The 18,757-nt window shown below is 39.0% G+C and carries 14 protein-coding genes; 12 read left to right on the top strand and 2 right to left on the bottom strand.

Annotation, left to right across the window (positions count from 1 at the left end; all coding sequences use genetic code 11):
• Positions 1 to 21: 21 nt before the first annotated feature.
• The 4 genes from ABC255_RS18515 to ABC255_RS18500 all read left to right on the top strand — a co-directional run bounded on the left by ABC255_RS18515 (position 22) and on the right by ABC255_RS18500 (position 4,896).
• Positions 22 to 957 (top strand): manganese-dependent inorganic pyrophosphatase, encoded by a 936-nt coding sequence (locus tag ABC255_RS18515; protein ID WP_412995774.1) that lies wholly within the window; start codon positions 22 to 24, stop codon positions 955 to 957.
• Between the two features lie 424 nt (positions 958 to 1,381).
• The gene (locus ABC255_RS18510) at positions 1,382 to 1,795 is read left to right on the top strand and encodes a MerR family transcriptional regulator (protein ID WP_412995772.1); all 414 of its coding nucleotides are present in this window, start codon (positions 1,382 to 1,384) and stop codon (positions 1,793 to 1,795) included.
• A gap of 60 nt (positions 1,796 to 1,855) precedes the next feature.
• Positions 1,856 to 3,166, top strand: coding sequence for a hemolysin family protein (locus tag ABC255_RS18505; RefSeq protein ID WP_335530578.1), 1,311 nt, complete (start codon positions 1,856 to 1,858; stop codon positions 3,164 to 3,166).
• 161 nt (positions 3,167 to 3,327) lie between these two features.
• On the top strand, positions 3,328 to 4,896 hold the full coding sequence (locus ABC255_RS18500; protein WP_412995770.1) for an IS1182 family transposase: 1,569 nt from the start codon (positions 3,328 to 3,330) through the stop codon (positions 4,894 to 4,896).
• Between the two features lie 108 nt (positions 4,897 to 5,004).
• On the opposite strand, the gene ABC255_RS18495 is transcribed toward ABC255_RS18500, so the two are convergent.
• Positions 5,005 to 6,462, bottom strand: a complete 1,458-nt coding sequence (locus ABC255_RS18495) for an aldehyde dehydrogenase family protein (RefSeq protein ID WP_412995768.1) — start codon at positions 6,460 to 6,462, stop codon at positions 5,005 to 5,007.
• A gap of 380 nt (positions 6,463 to 6,842) precedes the next feature.
• Here ABC255_RS18495 and ABC255_RS18490 point away from each other — a divergent pair, with 380 nt between their 5' ends.
• The 8 genes from ABC255_RS18490 (at position 6,843) to ABC255_RS18455 (ending at position 18,453) form a co-directional block, all read left to right on the top strand.
• Positions 6,843 to 8,192 carry an aromatic ring-hydroxylating oxygenase subunit alpha gene (locus tag ABC255_RS18490; RefSeq protein ID WP_412995766.1) on the top strand — a complete coding sequence of 450 codons (1,350 nt, stop codon included), beginning with the start codon at positions 6,843 to 6,845 and terminating at the stop codon, positions 8,190 to 8,192.
• On the top strand, positions 8,189 to 8,713 hold the full coding sequence (locus ABC255_RS18485; protein WP_412995764.1) for a 3-phenylpropionate/cinnamic acid dioxygenase subunit beta: 525 nt from the start codon (positions 8,189 to 8,191) through the stop codon (positions 8,711 to 8,713). Before ABC255_RS18490 ends, ABC255_RS18485 begins: the two co-directional genes overlap by 4 nt.
• Positions 8,714 to 8,989: 276 nt before the next feature.
• Complete coding sequence (locus ABC255_RS18480; RefSeq protein WP_412995762.1) at positions 8,990 to 9,589, top strand: copper resistance CopC family protein; 600 nt, start codon at positions 8,990 to 8,992, stop codon at positions 9,587 to 9,589.
• Positions 9,586 to 10,677: a copper resistance D family protein gene (locus tag ABC255_RS18475; RefSeq protein ID WP_412995760.1), complete on the top strand. Its 1,092-nt coding sequence runs from the start codon at positions 9,586 to 9,588 to the stop codon at positions 10,675 to 10,677. Before ABC255_RS18480 ends, ABC255_RS18475 begins: the two co-directional genes overlap by 4 nt.
• Positions 10,678 to 10,836: 159 nt before the next feature.
• Complete coding sequence (locus ABC255_RS18470; protein WP_412995758.1) at positions 10,837 to 15,096, top strand: multicopper oxidase domain-containing protein; 4,260 nt, start codon at positions 10,837 to 10,839, stop codon at positions 15,094 to 15,096.
• A 220-nt stretch (positions 15,097 to 15,316) separates the two neighbouring features.
• Entirely contained in the window at positions 15,317 to 17,209 is a 1,893-nt protein-coding gene (locus ABC255_RS18465; protein WP_412995757.1) for a PKD domain-containing protein, read from the top strand.
• A 156-nt stretch (positions 17,210 to 17,365) separates the two neighbouring features.
• Positions 17,366 to 17,608 (top strand): hypothetical protein, encoded by a 243-nt coding sequence (locus ABC255_RS18460; RefSeq protein ID WP_412995755.1) that lies wholly within the window; start codon positions 17,366 to 17,368, stop codon positions 17,606 to 17,608.
• 107 nt (positions 17,609 to 17,715) lie between these two features.
• Entirely contained in the window at positions 17,716 to 18,453 is a 738-nt protein-coding gene (locus ABC255_RS18455; RefSeq protein WP_412995753.1) for a protein-glutamine gamma-glutamyltransferase, read from the top strand.
• A 39-nt stretch (positions 18,454 to 18,492) separates the two neighbouring features.
• Here the strand turns inward: ABC255_RS18455 and ABC255_RS18450 are convergent, their stop codons facing one another.
• Positions 18,493 to 18,663, bottom strand: a complete 171-nt coding sequence (locus tag ABC255_RS18450) for a YuzK family famiily protein (RefSeq protein ID WP_412995752.1) — start codon at positions 18,661 to 18,663, stop codon at positions 18,493 to 18,495.
• Positions 18,664 to 18,757 lie beyond the last annotated feature (94 nt).

The raw sequence follows: 18,757 nt of genomic DNA, 5'->3' as shown, positions 1-18,757 counted from the left end.
ATATGATTAGGAGTTAAAACAATGGAAAAAGTACTTATTTTCGGTCACAAAAACCCTGACACAGATACGATTTGTTCTGCGATTGCATATGCAGATTTGAAAAAGCAACTTGGAATGGATGTAGAGCCAGTCCGTTTAGGAAGCGTGAATGGTGAAACACAATATGCATTGGACACGTTCAAAGCTGAAGTACCTCGGTTAGTTGAAAATGTAGCATCTGAAGTAAATTCAGTTATACTAGTGGACCACAATGAGCGCCAGCAAAGTGCTAATGACATCGCAGACGTTCGTGTTTTAGAAGTCATCGACCACCACCGTATCGCTAACTTCGAAACAAGTGATCCTTTGTACTATCGTTGTGAGCCGGTGGGCTGTACAGCAACGATCTTAAATAAGATGTACAAAGAAAATGGCAAGGAAATCAAAAAGGAAATTGCTGGTCTTATGCTTTCAGCGATTATTTCAGACTCATTGCTATTTAAATCTCCAACTTGTACAGCTGAAGACATTGCAGCTGCAAAAGAATTAGCTGAAATTGCAGGTGTTGATGCCGAGGAGTATGGACTAGAAATGCTAAAAGCGGGAGCAGATTTAAGTGACAAGAGTATTGAAGAACTAATCACACTTGACGCAAAAGAATTCGACATGGGTTCAAGCAAGGTAGAAATCGCTCAAGTAAACGCAGTGGACACTGCTGAAGTTCTAGCTCGTCAAGAAGAATTAGAAGCTGCAATCACAAAAAATATTGAAGAAAAGAACCTGGACTTATTCTTATTTGTCGTAACGGATATCTTAACAAATGACTCTGTTGGTTTAGCATTAGGAAGTAAAACAAATGCAGTTGAAAAAGCCTACAATGTAACCTTAGAGAATAATACAGCAGTTCTAAAGGGCGTTGTTTCACGTAAGAAACAAATCGTTCCAGTGCTGACTGATATATTTAATCAAGGAATCTAATAAAGAAAACCGTTCTTATTTTGGAACGGTTTTTTGAATTTTCAGGGTGTGTTCAGTTAACTGTTGTTATGGCACCCTGTTGATTGGAACGGAAGGCACGAAGACTCCTCGTAAATGCTATCGCATTTTCTTCGTGCGTGGGCAAATTCGAGAAGGAAATTCAAAGTCCTGCGGGAGTATGGGGCTGGGGGAGACCCCACAGGTGCTTTAGCGCCGAGGAGGCTCCCCGGCACGCCCGCGGAAAGCGAAGTGCCTCGTGACAGGCAAAAACCGCCTGTCACTGCGGTGATTATTCAAAGAAGCTTTCCTTAGTGGAGTGGAAATCCACTGGCCAATTTTTATAATAAAAACTACTACGTTGACTGTACAGTTTTGTTTATGATAATATTATATAATAATAGAAAGGGGTGAGTAAGTTGGGAAGTTGTATCGTATCGGCGAAATAGCCAAGTTAATGAATCTCTCCAAAAGAACAATCGATTATTACACCCAAATAGGCTTACTTAACCCTATTCGGACGGATTCTAATTATCGATTGTATGGAGAAGACAGCATTCAAATTATGCATTTAATTGAACACTATAAGAATCTTAATATGCCGCTTGAGGAGATTAAGTCATCAATTGAATTAATTAAGACGAAGGATTGTTTTGATAAACAAAAGGTAGAAAAGCATTTTGAACAAATTGGAATTTTAATGCGTCATCTTAAAGAAGAAATTGAAGCAATCGAACCCATTCTTGAAAAACTAAATGGCAATCAAAAAGAAATGGTCGTAAATAAACTTTCTTCCCAAGGTGTTCCATTAGCCCAAACATTATTATTATTACTAAGTTAAACTTATATTTACAAAAACCAGGAGGTGTATTCCTTACTTACACTTTGAGTAAGGAGACCATTGACCATAATAAACTTGATTGTAATTGCAATTTTAATTGCGTTTACGGCATTCTTCGTGTCTTTCGAATTTGCCATTGTAAAAATCCGTAGTACACGAATTGATCAGCTAGTAGCAGAAGGCAATAAAAAAGCAATTGCAGCTAAGAAAATTGTTTCAAATTTAGATGAATATTTATCAGCATGTCAATTAGGTATTACCGTAACAGCTTTAGGATTAGGTTGGTTGGGTGAACCAACTGTTGAACACATGCTTCACCCATTGTTTACTAAATTAAACATAGCGGAATCAGCAGCTGGTATCTTGTCCTTTATCATTGCTTTTGCGTCAGTAACCTTTATTCACGTTGTGGTAGGTGAACTTGCTCCGAAAACAATTGCGATTAATAAAGCCGAGGCTGTAACATTGATTTTTGCAAAACCTATGATTATCTTCTATAGGCTTATGTATCCTTTTATTAAAGTATTAAATGGATCAGCACGTGTAATCGTAGGGATTTTTGGATTAAAACCTGCTTCAGAACATGAAGAGGCACACTCAGAGGAAGAGCTTCAATTAATTATCTCTGAGAGCTACAAGAGCGGTGAAATCAATCAGTCTGAATACAAATACGTGAACAACATATTCGAATTCGATGATCGTATTGCTAAAGAAATCATGGTACCTCGAACTGAAATCGTTGTATTTGATCGGTCACAAACGCTAGCGGAATGTCTAGAAATTGTGAAGGTAGAAAATTATACAAGGTACCCAGTCATTGATGGAGAAAAAGATAACATTGTCGGTATGTTAAACATGAAGGAAGTCTTAACTGATTATATCAGTGGTAAAAACCTTGATACTCCTATTGATGAATATACTCGTCCTGTTATTCAGGTCATTGAATCAATTGCTATCCATGATTTATTAGTTAAAATGCAAAAAGATCGTGTTCATATGGCTATTTTAATGGATGAATATGGTGGTACGGCAGGATTGGTTACGGTTGAAGATATTCTCGAAGAAATTGTCGGTGAGATTCGAGATGAATTTGACGAAGACGAAGTACCAGAAATCAACAAAATTAGCGAACATAAAACAGTTGTGGACGGGAAAGTTCTAATCGACGAAGTAAACGATTTATTTGGTTTAGACATTCATGACGAAGAAATGGATACGATCGGCGGATGGATCCTTTCTGAAAAAATGGATGTAGTCGAAGGTGATAAAGTAAACTATGGCGATTATGAATTTAAGGTACTTGAAATTGATGGTTACCATATCAAATTATTAGAAATTGTGAAATTAATGAAACACGAATCTATAGCTTAACAAAAAAAGAGGCTGGGACAAAACCCTCCTCTGAAATGAAAAAGCCGGTGGAATTTTACGACGAGTAAAATTTCACCGGCTTTATTTTTTTCAATAAAATAAGGACAACTTCTGATAAAATTAAGTTACCACACAAAATAAAATCAGAAAGAAGTGTCCTTATGTTTAAAAATTATATCATGAATCAATTAGTTTTGCCTTTAGATTTAGAAGTAAAATTACAAAATAATGATATTGCCTTCCATGTCCATCATTTAGTTGAAAGTATCCCTCAGGAAGCGTTGGAACCATTTCTTCGAAATGAGGGCTGTCCTGCCTACCATCCACGCATGATGCTTAAAATAATCTTATGTGCCTACACGCAATCTGTCTTCTCGGGGCGCAAAATTGAGGCACTATTAAAAGACAGTATCCGTATGATGTGGCTAGCTCAAGGGCATGAACCAAGCTACCGTACAATCAACCGATTCCGTGTTCAATCAGAAGTGAAGGAATTAATTCGCCAATGTTTCGTCCAATTCCGTTGCCAATTAGTCGAAGAAAAACTTATCGATCAAGATGCAATTTTTATCGATGGCACAAAGATTGAAGCGAATGCGAATAAGTTTACGTTTGTATGGAAGAAATCGATTGAAAAGTATCACAAAGCATTAATTGAAAAGTCAAATGAACTATACAACGAGCTACTTGAAAAGGAAATCATACCTGAGATTGAACGAGAATGTGAAGAACAGTTATCGCATAAGGAACTTGGTCAAATGGTTCAAAAAGTAGACGATATTGTTACAGAGTATGACAAAAAAATAGAAGCAACGTCAGACATAGTGGAACGAAAGGCGTTAAGGAGTGAGAGGAAATATCCCAAGCAGGTGCGCAAACAGTTGCTTGATTACATCTTGCGAACACAGAAATACCAACGAGATTTCGAAATCTTTGACACACGTAATAGTTATTCAAAAACAGATCACGATGCGACGTTCATGCGTATGAAAGATGATTATATGAAAAATGGTCAATTGAAAGCTGGTTATAATGTACAACTCGCAACAGAAGGTCAATACGCACTAGCCTATAGTTTATTTCCAAATCCGACAGACACACGTACGTTAATCCCGTTCCTGGATGAAATTGAGCAACACTATTTTAAGTTACCAAAGCATATTGTCGCAGATGCAGGTTATGGCAGCGAGCAAAATTATGAAGATATCCTTTCAAATCGTAAACGAGAAGCGCTCATTACATATAACATGTATTTGAAAGAGCAAAAGAAAAAATATAAACAAAACGAATTCAATCCAGACAACTGGCAGTATAATGAAGGAGATGATATATACATTTGCCCGAACCAGCAAAGTCTTGTATTTAAATATTCATCTGTACGCACGGATAAAACAGGTTTCAAACGAGAGTTTAAAATCTATGAATGTGAAGACTGTTCGGGATGCCCATTCCGTTCATCATGTACGAAGGCAAAAGAAGGCAATAATCGAACGTTAATGGTGAATAAGAAATGGGAACAACAAAAAGAATATGTGAGAGCGAAGCTTTCAGAAGAAAAAACGGGTGCCATCTATCGAAAACGCAAAATCGATGTGGAGCCAGTTTTTGGATTCTTGAAGGCTAATTTGCGTTTCAATCGATTTTCTGTACGCGGAAAATCGAAGGTTGACAATGAAATGGGAATAGCGTTAATGGCCGTGAATTTACGAAAATTCACGGCCAACAGCTGAGAATGAAAAACCATTATGAGTAAAAACAGAGAAAGGTGAAATTGAGCACGCTCAATTTCACCTTTCTCACTATTTGAAGCTAGTTATGTCCCAGCCTCTTTTTGCTGTTTAGAATGGAAAATGTCTTTCCTTTGTTTGGACAGAAACCCATTTTGTCACAGTAAATTCTTCAACTACCCAAGGGTTGCCGAATCTGCCTAATCCACTAGCTTTATTTCCGCCAAATGGAATATTTGGCGCGTCGTTTACGGTTTGATCATTGATGTGAGTCATACCACTATCGATTTGAAGGGCTAGCTCCTCGCCGCGGACCAAGTCGCTTGTGAAGATAGAAGAGCTTAAGCCGTGTGTGGTATCATTAGCAATTTCAATTGCTTCACTATCTGTTTGTGCTTTAATTATAGTAGCAATAGGAGCAAATAGCTCGGTTTGCGCTAGTCTGCTAGAATTGTCCACGTCTGTAAACACGAATGGAGTCAGCACATTTCCGACACGCTGTCCTTCTAAAGCAACCGTTGCACCTTCTGCTTTGGCATCCTCAATATATCGAAGCGCCTTTTCCAATTGACGTTCGTTTACTAGAGGACCAATAACTGTTTTAGGATCGCTAGGATCGCCATATGGAAGTGCAGCTGCTTTAGCCACAAACTTTTCCACAAATTTATCGTATTTATCTTGATGAACGATGATACGGTTAATAATCATACAAATTTGACCTTGATGGATAAACTTCCCGAATATAGCAGCATTTACAGCTGCGTCGACTTCTGCATCGGATAAAACGACAAATGGGCTGTTTCCACCTAATTCAAGGGCGACACGCTTTAGGTTTTGACCTGCTATCGCACCGATATGACGTCCTACAGGTGTAGAACCTGTAAAGCTTATGAGATTTAAATTAGGGTTAGTTAACATACCATCGCCAATTTCTTCAATATCAGTTAAGACAACATTTAATACACCTTTTGGAAGTCCGGCAAATTCAAATGCTTTTGCGTTAATGGAGCCACCGGAAAGCCCCACTTGAATATCAGGCTTATGCACAACACTATTTCCTAATGCAATTGCTGGTGCAATGGTTCTCATTGAGAGATTCATAGGGAAATTGAATGGAGAAATCGAAGAGATTACTCCTAATGGCAAACGGTGAATATGATTTAACTTTTCTGGAGCTCCTGGTACTTCTCTCACTTTATAGATTTCGTCTGCATATTTAATTGATTCCTCTAAGAATTCTAAAGTTAAATGATGTTCAACATTCGCTTTTAATAGAGTACCACCGGTTTCACGTACAATCGTATTAACGATTTCTTCACGGTTTTCATTCAAGTATTGTGCAGCTTTATGGAGAACTTCACGTCTTACTTCGACTGTTGACTTTGACCATGCTTTTTGAGCTTCTTTTGCAATTTCAAACGTTTCTTCCAGCTGTTCCTTTGTAGCTAAACGGACAGAAGCGACAACAGAACGATCGTAAGGGTTTAAAATATCATAAGTGCGGTTACTTTTTCCTTCAGTCCATTCACCATTAATATAATTCTTATTTAATACTAGAATAGATTGCATGTTAAGTCCCCTTTCAGATTTAAATTGATAACGCTTACAAAGATACTTGCCACAAACTTAACGGAAAAATCACCCCAGTCACAACTATGAATAACTTTAGTATAATTACCTTCTTATTATTGTATAGACACTTTTTGCTATATATGAAACAGTAGAAAAAAACTTAAAAAAATTAATTACCAGAAAGTTAAGAAAATAAAGAAAAATAATATATTTTTCCTAGGAGGAATATAGACATGAAAGTAGAAACTAGAGAGTATTAATTTTTTCTCAGAATTCTCTAATTACAATTAAACTAAAGGGAAGGGGTGGCGGACCTTGTTACTAACTATCCTGGATTTTGATAACAAGAAATAAAGGTTAAAGGAGGGAAGGATGAAATGATTATCAAAACCTTGGATGAAAAGGCATTCCACTTGTTAAAGGAAAAAATGGAACAGGGTTTATTTCCACAGTTGGTAATAACGGACCCAGATATCTATGAATTGGAAATTGAAAAAATCTACGGACATACGTGGCAATTTCTCGGGCATGAAACAGAGCTTAAGGAACCAGGCAGCTATATAACAAGATGGATGGTAAACGATCCAATCCTTCTTGTAAAAAATCGAAATGGTGAAATTAATGCATTTTTAAATTCTTGTACCCATCGCGGTACGATGCTCTGTACAGCTGATCGCGGCAACAAAAAGACCTTCACATGCCCCTATCATGGTTGGAGCTATAATACAGACGGAGATTTAGTCGGTATTGTTGCAGGGAATAAGGTTTATGGGGAAGAAATGTGTAAAGCAGAATGGAACCTCCGCAAAGTACCTAGAGTTGAAAGCTATCAAGGAATGATCTTTGGTAACTTGGATATGAACGCCGAACCATTGGAAGATTATTTAGGAGAAATGAAATGGTATTTTGATATATTACTAGGCAGAAGTGGTGGAATGGAAGTAAAAGGACTGCCACAGCGCTGGGTCGCAAAAGCAAATTGGAAAGCAACCGCCGAAAATTTTGCTGCAGATCCTTACCATGTTCAGACTACGCACCGTTCCACTGTTGAAATGGGGATTAGCCCTGAGGACCCACTTTATGCTGGATACGGTCATCAAGTGGTTTTGGAAAATGGACATGGGATTAATGTCATTACCTCCAAGACAGGAAAAGCAAGAGTACCATTTCAAAGTATGCCAGAATCGATGTGGCCATTATTTGAAGAACATTTAACTCCCGAACAATTAGATATGCAGTCCAGAGTAACGGTTTTTGTTGGCGGAGTGTTTCCTAACCTTTCATTTGTTAGTCCCATTCATGGTACGGAAGGGCATTTACATAATTACTTGAATTTCCGTATGTGGCGACCACTTGGCCCAGATAAAGTAGAGGTTTGGTGTTGGTTTATGATTGATAAAGCAGCTCCAGATGAATATAAAGATACTGCTTATAAGGGGTACCTGGGTTCATTCGGACCTTCAGGTACACTCGAACAGGATGATACCGAAAACTGGGCAAGAATTGTTGAAGTGAGTAAAGGTTTGATGATGCGTGATAAAGAATTAAACTACAATAATGTTAATAACTATTTAATGGGACTTGGACGCGTTGAGCAGGATGAGAATTTCCCTGGGCCTGGAGTCGCGTATCCTACCACATATTTGGATGCGATTGCTCGAAGTATGCATGAACATTGGTTAAAGTATATTTCAAAAGGTTTGTTTGTAAAGGAGGAAAGTAAGTGAATTCCGAATTAAAAAACAAAATAACAACAGAATTACAATTGGAAATTACGAATTTCCTTCATCAAGAAGCCTATCTATTAGACAGTCGAAAATATAAAGAGTGGTTAAATTTATTAACAGATGATCTTGTTTACCGCATGCCTTTACGTGAAACGGTTGAAGGTGTAGATGCTAACAATATTGCAGAGGATTCGGCATTTTTTGAAGAAACCAAAAAGTCACTGACTACAAGGGCAAATCGCCTATATACAAAATCCGCCTGGGTTGAAAATCCCGCAACCAGACAGCGCCATTTTATCACGAATATTTTCGTAGAAGGTACAACGAACCCGAATGAATTTAAAGTAAGAAGCTACTTTTTATTTAAGCGAAGCAGGGGTTCGAGCCATACGATTGAGGAAATGTTTGGTGAAAGAAATGATATCATTCGAAAAGAAAATGAAGAATTTAAAATCGCTGAACGGACCATTTACCCAGACCAAGCGGTTATAACCACAATGAACATGAGTATGTTTCTATAGTTGAAAGATCCATTAAAGTTCTAACTTTGATGGATCTTTCTTTGTGTTTTTCTACATAGAGTTGTAAAAGTGAATAGGTTCGATAGGAACTTACAAAATATGTGCTTAATCAAGAAATTAGTTGGTATTTGTCGCACAAATAATAAAGGGATTTTGGAAGTTTTCACTTAATATATAGTGTAATAGATTTGCAACTAAAGTACTATTTTTGTGGGTCGATTGTGCTATTAATATTTATTATTGAATAGTATTAGGTAAAACGGAGGGAGGATCATCTTGAAAAAATTCAGCCTGCTAATTTTGTGTCTATTAGTTTTGTTACCTTCTGTGGTTTCGGCACATACCCATCTTTCAGTATCTAACCCGATTGAGGGACAAGTAGTTGTCGATGAGTTAAAAGAAATCACTTTAACATTCGATGGGAACATAGAAAAGTTAAGCTCAATGAAAATAGTAAAGAATGGTTCAGAGTTGGCTTCTCTTCAAGTACAGATTGAAGAAGAAAAAATGTTTGGAGTCCTGCCGGAACCTTTAGAAAATGGGGCCTACATCATTCAATGGAATATTGCCGGTGAAGATGGTCATCCAATCACAGGTGAAATTAACTTTACTGTTCAAAAAGAGGAAATAAGCGAGGACCAAAGTATAACATCACCAGACCGAGGTCAAGATTCATCAGGGAATAATGATGAAGAACTTGTAGAGGTCCAGATTACAGCGGATGGCAGTGGGAATGAAGGAATTGGCAGCCAAAATCCGAATAATAGCAAGGAAGAAAATTACAACCCAACTAGCACCTCGATAGTAATCATTCTCGGATTCGTGATAGTTTTGGGAGTTGGATTATTGCTGTTTAGGAAGAAACAAACACTATGAACCTATTGATTCCTATTGCAGATTTTGGTAATTATCTATTTTTATGTCTGTTAGTCGGATGTATTGTATTACAATTTGTACCACAGACAAAAAAACCTACAATTCAATTTCCAAAACCATTATTACTTATCTGTGCCCTTGGAGTTATTATCGTTACGTTTGTACCAGTTTTGTCTTTAATATTGTTTTTTGATGATACAGTTGGGTTTGTACGTGCAGCCAACTCGGTCATAACGACTACCCAAATCGGGCAGGGATGGCTGTTTATTACGGTATTTGCCATTTTCTTGTGGTTGACCATTTATCTGGAACGCTCTAAATATATACAGGGATTCTGGATTGTTTTGATAATAATCGCAATTGGCTATAGCAGTCATGTTTCATCTCAATCGTTTGTGGTGGGCATATTCTCTCATACCACACACTTTCTTATGGTAGCCATTTGGGTAGGCGTCTTGTTTAATGTTTCTTGGTTTTCTAGAAGCAGGGAACATTGGTCCGAGTTTTTACAGTGGTTTACACCTCTGGCAATAGTTTGTATGATTAATATTTTTGCGACAGGTTTTGTTATTATGTTCACCATTGAAGCTCCGACAGAATATTTAAATGGCTGGGCAACACCATACGGCCGGATGCTATTGCTCAAACATATAAGTATTATTCCTGTTATAATCTTTGCTATCATTAACGGTATTCTTTATAAGAAAGCTTCTGCATTTTCTCATTATGATCCTCGTACATGGCTAAAATCTGAATGTGTAATCCTGTTACTTGTTTTCTACTTTACTGCTGTATTAGGCACATTATCACCACCTTATGAAATGGATTACGCTGCTGCGCAAACAATCGAAGCACCAACATGGATTGATTGGCTTTTAGCAAAAAATATCCTTATACCAATAGAAATTAATTTTGCCCCCACGCTTTTATCCGTCTTGTTGATTTCTGTAGCTTTACTATTTTTATTACTCATTATTATTAGTTACAAAAGGATGAGTCCGGTTTTTGCAACCCTATTTGGAGGTTGTTTCATTCTTACTTTGTACTTAGGTTTAATGTTTTCTTGCGTCCTATATCCCATCATGTGAGTAATGGAAGGGCATTTCTCTGTTTTTTCCTTGTTCATAGTGTAAAAAGAGAGTGCGCTTGAAAGAAGTAATAATAAATTTGACCCGGTCATAACATTTTATAGCAGCAGGGAGCTAATACTTACATACTACTGGGAAGAAATGAAAGGGGTACAAAGGTTGAGGCAAAAGCGTTCTTTTTTACTATTGGTTAGTTTTCTAATCTTATTTTCTATTGTATCTCTCTCAGTCGTTTTTATCGTCCATTCCTCAGAATTAAAACACGCCCTTGCAATGGATAAAGTAAGACCTGTGACAGCAGTGAAAAATAACGAAAAACAATCTTCAAGCAGTCAACAAATAGTCAAATCAGCTAATAGAGTCCAAACCCTTAAATCGCAAAACAATAATCCATCTTCAACTACCAGTGAATCGAAAGAAGCAATTATACAAACGAAAGCTGCAGAGGCACAGACTGCACCTGTGTCCTTGGCTAGTATAGACATGCCTAACGAAAAATGCATCAAAGGCGCACCCGTTCGAAATTTTAATATTACCGCTATCCAGGTAGATATGGTATACAACAAATTTGGTGACCATGATCCCAAAGCAAAAATATATGCCTTAAAAGAAGATGTAGAAAAGATACGAGCAGCGATTGCTGAAAATCCGGGGAAACCGGTAAAGGAAATTCAGCCGTTGGCACTACGTGCTAATAAAGGTGATTGTGTTCAAGTTACGTTTAGTAATCAGTTAAGTGAAAAGGCCTCCATCCATATTGAAGGTGTGGGATATGACGTTAGGGGATCAGATGGTACGCAAGCTGGTTATAATCCTGATTCTACTGCTGCCACGAACACGGAAATGAAGTACACATGGAATGCTATGGATGAAGGGACCTTCTTTTTTTACAATGGAGCAGACCTAACTTACTTTACTGACCCCACTGGTGGAAGGGGAACGATGGGTGATGGTCTATTCGGTGCATTAATCGTTGAACCAAAAGGGGCGACGTGGACGGACCCCGTAACAGGTGAAGCGTTAACGAGCGGATTATATGCTAATATCCATTTACCGGATCAACCGGATTTCAGAGAGTTTACGCTGTTTTTCCATGATGGAATTAGCGCACAATTTGGCACACCGCCGCCTACTGGTACCCCAGCAGAGGAGGAGCATGAGGAAGAAGGAGCAGAGGAGCCCCATGTGGAGGATCCAAATGAAAAAGAACTATATGCAGTAAACTATCGGGCAGAACCAATGGATGAACGCTTGAGAAATGCTATTGGTGAAGATGGTAAAGATCCAACCATGTTTTATTCATCATGGGTTTTTGGTGACCCTGCAACACCGATTACTAAAGCCTATGTTGGTGACCCTGTTCGCTACCGAGTAATCGGAGCAAACAGTGATGAAAATCATGTTTTTCATCTTCATGGACATCGGTGGAAAAGTGATACCAAGAAAACAAACACAGTCGACTCAGATACGTTGAACATAGGAGATACCCAAACGGCTGAATTAGCATTTGGAGCTGGCTATGACAAGGATAATACCGGAGCACCAGGAGATTATTTATGGCATTGTCACTTGTTCCCACATTATTTAGAAGGCATGTGGGGTTTGATGAGGGTTTACGATAAAGCACAGGCAGACTTGCTACCATTACAAGATAGGGAAGCACCCTCTAGTCCAACCGAACAAAATCCGGGTTTTCCAAATTATATACCTGGGGAAATTGGTAAACGTGCTCCAAAGCCGCCGGATCCAGAATTGCGTCCAGCAACGGATTCAGAAAAAGCAGCTTTAGGTGCCCTTGTACCTGGAGCACCAAATTTTGACCGCTGTCCAAAGGATGCGCCAATTCGTAAATATGACATTGTCGGAATCCAAACGGAGATTGTTTACAATACTGAAGGCGATCGCGATAAGGAAGGACGAATGTATGTTCTGCGAGAGGACGAACAAAGGGTTTTGAGCGGTGAATTAAGACCTCGTCCACTTGCGATTCGTGCTAATCAGGGAGATTGTGTAGAGGTTACACTAGAAAACCATCTGTTCAATGCTAAGGAACCAAATGCATTGTCCATACACATTCATTTTGTCGCATACGATCCACTGGGTTCCGATGGGACTGCAGTCGGCTGGAATTACAATCAAGGTACTGAACCGGGAGAAAAAATCCGTTATCGCTGGTATGCAGATGAAGAGGGGTCCATCTTTTTTCATGACCATACCTCAGCCGGTGAAAAGGGATTCCACGGAACCTTTGGCACTTTAATTGTTGAACCAAAAGGCTCAAGATGGCTGGACCCTAAGACAGGTAAGGAAATCAGATCTGGAACCGAAGCGATGATTGTTCACCCGGAAAAGGAAGATTTCCGTGAACAAGTCCTCATTTACCATGATTTTGCAAGACTTTGGGATAAAAACGGCAACCTGCTTCCTTTAGAGGCAGATCCATCAAATTTCATGCATGCACATGGGTATGCGGCCGTCAACTATTCTAATGCACCATTTTTCCGAAGAAATAATGCAGATCCTGCTTATGTCTTTAGTTCATGGGTACACGGAGATCCACAGACGCCGATCATACAAAGTTATCCAGGCGATCCGATTAAAATCCGTTTAATTCAAGGGGCACATGAAACCCAGCATAACTTTAATGTGCATGGATTAAGCTGGAAGCGTGAAGCTGGAGTGGAGGATTCAGAACTAACGTCCACTCAAACCATTGGAATGTCTGAACAATTCACTATGGATATACAACCAAACCCTGTGGGGGTTAAACAACGCGATTATCTATGGTCTTCCCAGCCAATTGAAGATTTGTGGAGCGGATTATGGGGCTTTGTTAGAGTCTGGGGAGAAAAAACACCAATTCTGCAAAAACTTCCAGATCGCCCGCAGTTAAATTCATCTGTGGTTCCATGGAAAGTAAATCAGATGAAGAAAAACGGAAAACAACCTCCCAAGGCACTAACACCTGGGAATCCTTGCCCACCAGGTGCTTTGGTTAGAAAATTCGATATTACAGCCTTTATGAAGGATATTGTCTATAACAAATATGGTGATCATGATCCTTTTGGAATGATGTTCTCGCTTACGAAGGATTATTTAGAAATTAAAAATGGCAAGAAAGCGGCCGAACCACTAGTCATTAGGGCGAATGAGGGGGAATGTATTAAGGTTACACTATCGAATCAACTCCCGCTGGACCCACCTGAAAATGGGGCAGATCCTGCATTGTTAATGGCTAATCAAGTAAATTGGAAGAATTCTAACCGTGTATCCTTGCACCCGCAAATGGTGCAATATGATATGCAGGGATCTGATGGTGCAACAATTGGCTATAACTATGACCAAACGATTGGTCCAGGCGAAAAAATCACCTATCAATGGTATGCCGATAAAGAACATGGCGGGACCATTCTTTATGATTATGGGGATATCCGCAGTCATCGACTTCATGGTGCGTATGGTTCGCTTATCATTGAACCAAAGGGCTCAACATATCGTGACCCGAAAACCGGTGAAGAAATCATGTCAGGAGCACGAGCAGACATTATCGTCCCGAATATGCCTGATTTTAGAGAGCAGGTGCTAATGTTCTCGGATGGTCTCTATACCATTGGAAAGGATGGGAGTACCCCAACACCGGGTGTCGCGGATCTTGATATGGAGGATCGTGGCGAAAAAGGCATTAATTACAGTTCTGAACCTTTCAAACATCGATTAGCTGCGAATCCCGATAAATCTCTTATTTTTAGTTCGATTATCCATGGTGATCCGTCAACCCCAATACCGGAAGCCTATGTAGGTGACCCCATCCGACTAAGGGTGATGCAGACGGCTGACCGATCAAGAGGAAGTGTATTTACCCTTCATAGTCATCGCTGGCGCTACCAATGGACAGATCCTAATTCTAAGCTTGTTTCCAGTCAAGGCTCGCTTACTCCAGGGGAAACCTTGGATATTATCCCTGTTCAAAACGATGGCATATTTAATCAAGTAGGGGATTATGTATATCGGGAAATGAAATTAAGGAGATACTTGGAGGGTGGTTTATGGGGGATGCTTCGTATTCATAATCAACCAAAATATCAACTTCAGACTTTACCAGACCGCCGTCCCGAGGAGCCATTTAATGTGAGTGGTGTACTATCATTAGATAAGAAGGTAATTAATTTCCAATGGAGAGCCAATGTTAACCCTAATATTGTTGGTTTTAACTTTTATCGAACAACATCAACAGCAAGGGGATACCAAAGGGTAAATGGCAGTATAATCCGTTCTTTATCCTATACAGTGCCAGTAAGTCCAACCGCACCTAATTATTATTACACTGTTACCTCAGTAGATAAATTTGGTAACGAATCATTATATGCAAAACCAATATTAGTAGATACCTCCATAAAAAGATCAGCCTCTGCACCTTAGTTGTAAATGTTATTTCGAGGATGGAGGGGAAACTTTCACTGCCACTCCACCTTTTGGACTATTTATGATAGTGAAATAACACTATGAATCTGTTGATAAATAGGTCTATCTATTTATTGTATGGAATAAAATTGAAAGAAAAAAAGAAAGGGGTAGTGGGAATTAAGTCATGAAGATTACTAGTTTTTAAAAAACGAAAAATTTAAAAGGTGGGTTGTGGATGTTACCAAGAGGAATGAGAAGAAAGAGAAAGAAAGCATCAACCTTAAAAAGTGTTTTACTTTTGGTTATAACTGTGGTTTTAGTCATTAGTAGTGGGATTTTGGGAAATAGCGGGGCTAAAGCGGAATATTTGGTGCCAATGGATCAAATTCCTAAACTCACAAAAGTGGGGCCAATCGGGGATTATGGTTATCCTGTATGGTATAAGGATTCAAAAGGTAAAAGGCTCGAGCTTTGTATAGATGGTTTAGACCCACTATGCGGTTTTGTAGCAGGGGAATTTGCAGAAGGTCCCCTTTCAGTAGAGACTGGTAATTTCCATGAAGAAGCATTTTATCAGTTGGCTGGTGCTGAAATTACTTTGCCATCGGGTGGGGATGCTGTTGCAACTTTCGCTCTTGAAGGCGCATGGGCAAATGAGATTGTCCAAGATGGTGATCAAATTGTTTTTGGAAGGGTTCGTTTTCGAATAGACGATTTACAAATCGGTAAAGAATACACTATCACTCATCCGTATGGTGTCGATAAAATTACTGCTACTCCTGCGGATAAGGATGAAACTGGAGTAAATGACCCTGGTGAAATAAGATTTGTTGAAGATATTGGAGTAAGTGGCGGCTTTGAAGGAGCTACGAAAAGTCGAATCGGTACTTTTTTAGAATGGGATACAACAGCAGATAGACCGATTGGCTATGTAGGAGATCCGAACGTTGACCATAAAATAAAAAATGGTTATCATAACGGAACTGAGGAACAAAACTATTTTAGGATTCAAGGACCCGGCATTACTAGTACTTGTGTTTCAGGTACAACTACAATCCAGAATTGTATCCAAACAGATTTATTCAGTTTAATGGGGAAAGAGGCAACAACTGCTGGTGTTGATGTCATGAGAGCTACATACAGCCAGGATACGGCGGGCAGTGGTACCATCGATGTATTTGCTTCAACAGAAGAAGATCAACAATATACAATTGATGTTACTGGAGACGGAATGAGTGCAACAACGATGAGAGGAATAGCTGGACAATATTTTGGACGTGTACCATTTACTGGCGATTTACCGAGCCAAGTCATTGTTACGAATAAAACAGATACTCCTAATAGTACGAAAAAGCTAAAACCAGTAGATCACATTACAGGGACGGCCAAGTATGATACAAATTCCGATTCTCTCATTATTACTGCAGCTTCAAGTGATAAATTGAATCCACCAACGCTTACTGCGCAAGGATTTGGGGATATTCCTGCCTCTGGAACACTTGTAATTAATGAACCGGAAAAAATTCCGCCAACTATTACGGTAACTTCTTCTGCAGGCGGCAGTGAGTCTCTGCCAGTTGACGTTACAACAGTACCAGCTTTGGCAAATGCAGGTGCTGCTCAAACGGTTAAACAGGGCACTGTAGTAACCCTGGATGGAAGTGCCTCAACGAATGCATCGACATATAAATGGGAGCAGGTAAGTGGTCCTGCCGTTACACTTAGCGATTTAGGGGTTGCTAATCCAACCTTCACATTCCCTAAGCAGTTTGTTCCGGTAAGCTTTAAATTAACGGTCACTGGTTTAAATGGTCAACCTTCTACAAATGAATCAATTGTTACCATTACACCAGCTCCTGACACTCTTACTGCACCACGTGGCACTTTTGTATCAAGTACAGGTACATTAACTGTACCTGGAACTAGTGATGTTTTTGGCCCGGGAGTAACAATTACGATTTCAAAAAGTAATCAAACTACTCCACTTGGTACAGCAGTAGTGGGACCTGATGGTAAATGGGTCTTCTCGAAAAGGGCACTTTCATTTACGACAGGTGAAACCTTAACAATTGTATCTAGTTCAGGTGGTAAACTGAATAATGTGCCTGTATTAATTTCAACTAGATAACCATTTAGAGGAAAGAAACTCAATTGTGGTTTCTTTCCTTTTTTATATTCGGAGAAAAAATGGGTTTTATCTCAGACTCTAATTCGGAACGAAAGCCTCCATTTATTCGTCTAATGAATAAAAGGTACTGGAAGGGTTGAAGATATGCTATTCTTTGTGTTATTTCTTATCGGGGTGGTCATTCCGTTTTTATTAGTAAAGGTTAGACCAAGTTGGATTGTTTGGGTACCATCATTTGTGTTATTTATTGCTGCCATTGCTATCTATGGAAAGGCAGAGTTTTTTCCAGGAGAGGGAATGGCTGATTTGGCGGAGCGTCTTTACTTTATTATTTTTGGATTGACCGCAATTGGCTCGTTTGTGGGTGGACTAATCATACATTTTTTGAGAAATAAATAACCTTGGGTTGCTAAGTCAGTTCCATATGTATGGATTCTGGCTTTTTCTTTTTACCCATCTGCATGTAACTAGGAATAGAGTCATATGGTGTAAAAAGGAGGTATCCAATGATTAGTTTAAATGGCCGGATTGTCAAGCCTGAGGAACTTAGTAAAGACATTACAAGCAATGAGCAAAAGGTGATTGTAAAACAAATGGCGAGTTACCCTGTGATTTATTACTATGAATCCATACAGCAACTAAAGTTTGAATTATTATTCAGAGTAAATACTGTTAAAGCAGCAACCGCATTAGAAAAAAGCGGTGCAAAGTTTACAACTTTCGCTTATTCCTTTCCTAACAGAAAATACTGGTATCGATTGCCTAACGGAGGGTTTCTTTTACGAGAGGGAGTAAATCCTTCAGAGGGTATTGAAGATATAGTGAAAAATGGGGAGCTCTATGCCTTTGAATGTGCTACCGCGATTGCCATTGCTTTGTACATTGCTGTCCTGTATACGATTGGACCGAGGGCTTTTAATACGTATTTTAGGCGTCTATACTTAATGGATTGGCAATTTGATGAGGATCTCCCTGTTTATCAAAAAGATGGGGAGGATTTTCTCATTGGGGACGTATTACATTTTAAAAATCCTGATTTTGACCCGAAGCAGCCGTGGTGGCGGGCCGAGAATGTAATCTTTTTTGGTCATGATAAATTCTATGGGCATGGAATTGGAATAAGAGATTCTAAAACCATTATTAACTTTTTAAACGGGAAGAGAAAAGAAAACGCTGATGAATCTGCTTATCTTATGCGAATGATAACAAGACCAAATTATAAAACCATTAGCTTGTTACGGTAAAAGCAAAGGAGCTTCCATAATGGAGGCTCCTCTTATATATCAACAGTGTAGTCTACCATCAAAATTTGCGCTCAGCTGTTTACATAATAGATGGTCCATCTCACGCCGTTTTTCAACTTCCATTCTCACATTTAATTTACGTTTATACACTTCATAACATACTCCATGTGCACGCAGCAGACCTTTTTCCATTTCATTTGTGTACTTCATTTTCAAATAATGGATAACGAATCCCTCCGGTTTTTGCCGTTCATTACGGCTTTATTGTTAATGCAGTTTTAATGATAACACTGCAGATTTTTCC

This window comes from Neobacillus canaveralius (genome assembly GCF_047237705.1).
GTDB classification, from domain to species: domain Bacteria; phylum Bacillota; class Bacilli; order Bacillales; family Cytobacillaceae; genus Neobacillus; species Neobacillus niacini_K.
Note: the sequence above shows the minus strand (reverse complement) of the source record. Positions and strands in the feature narration are given on the sequence as shown.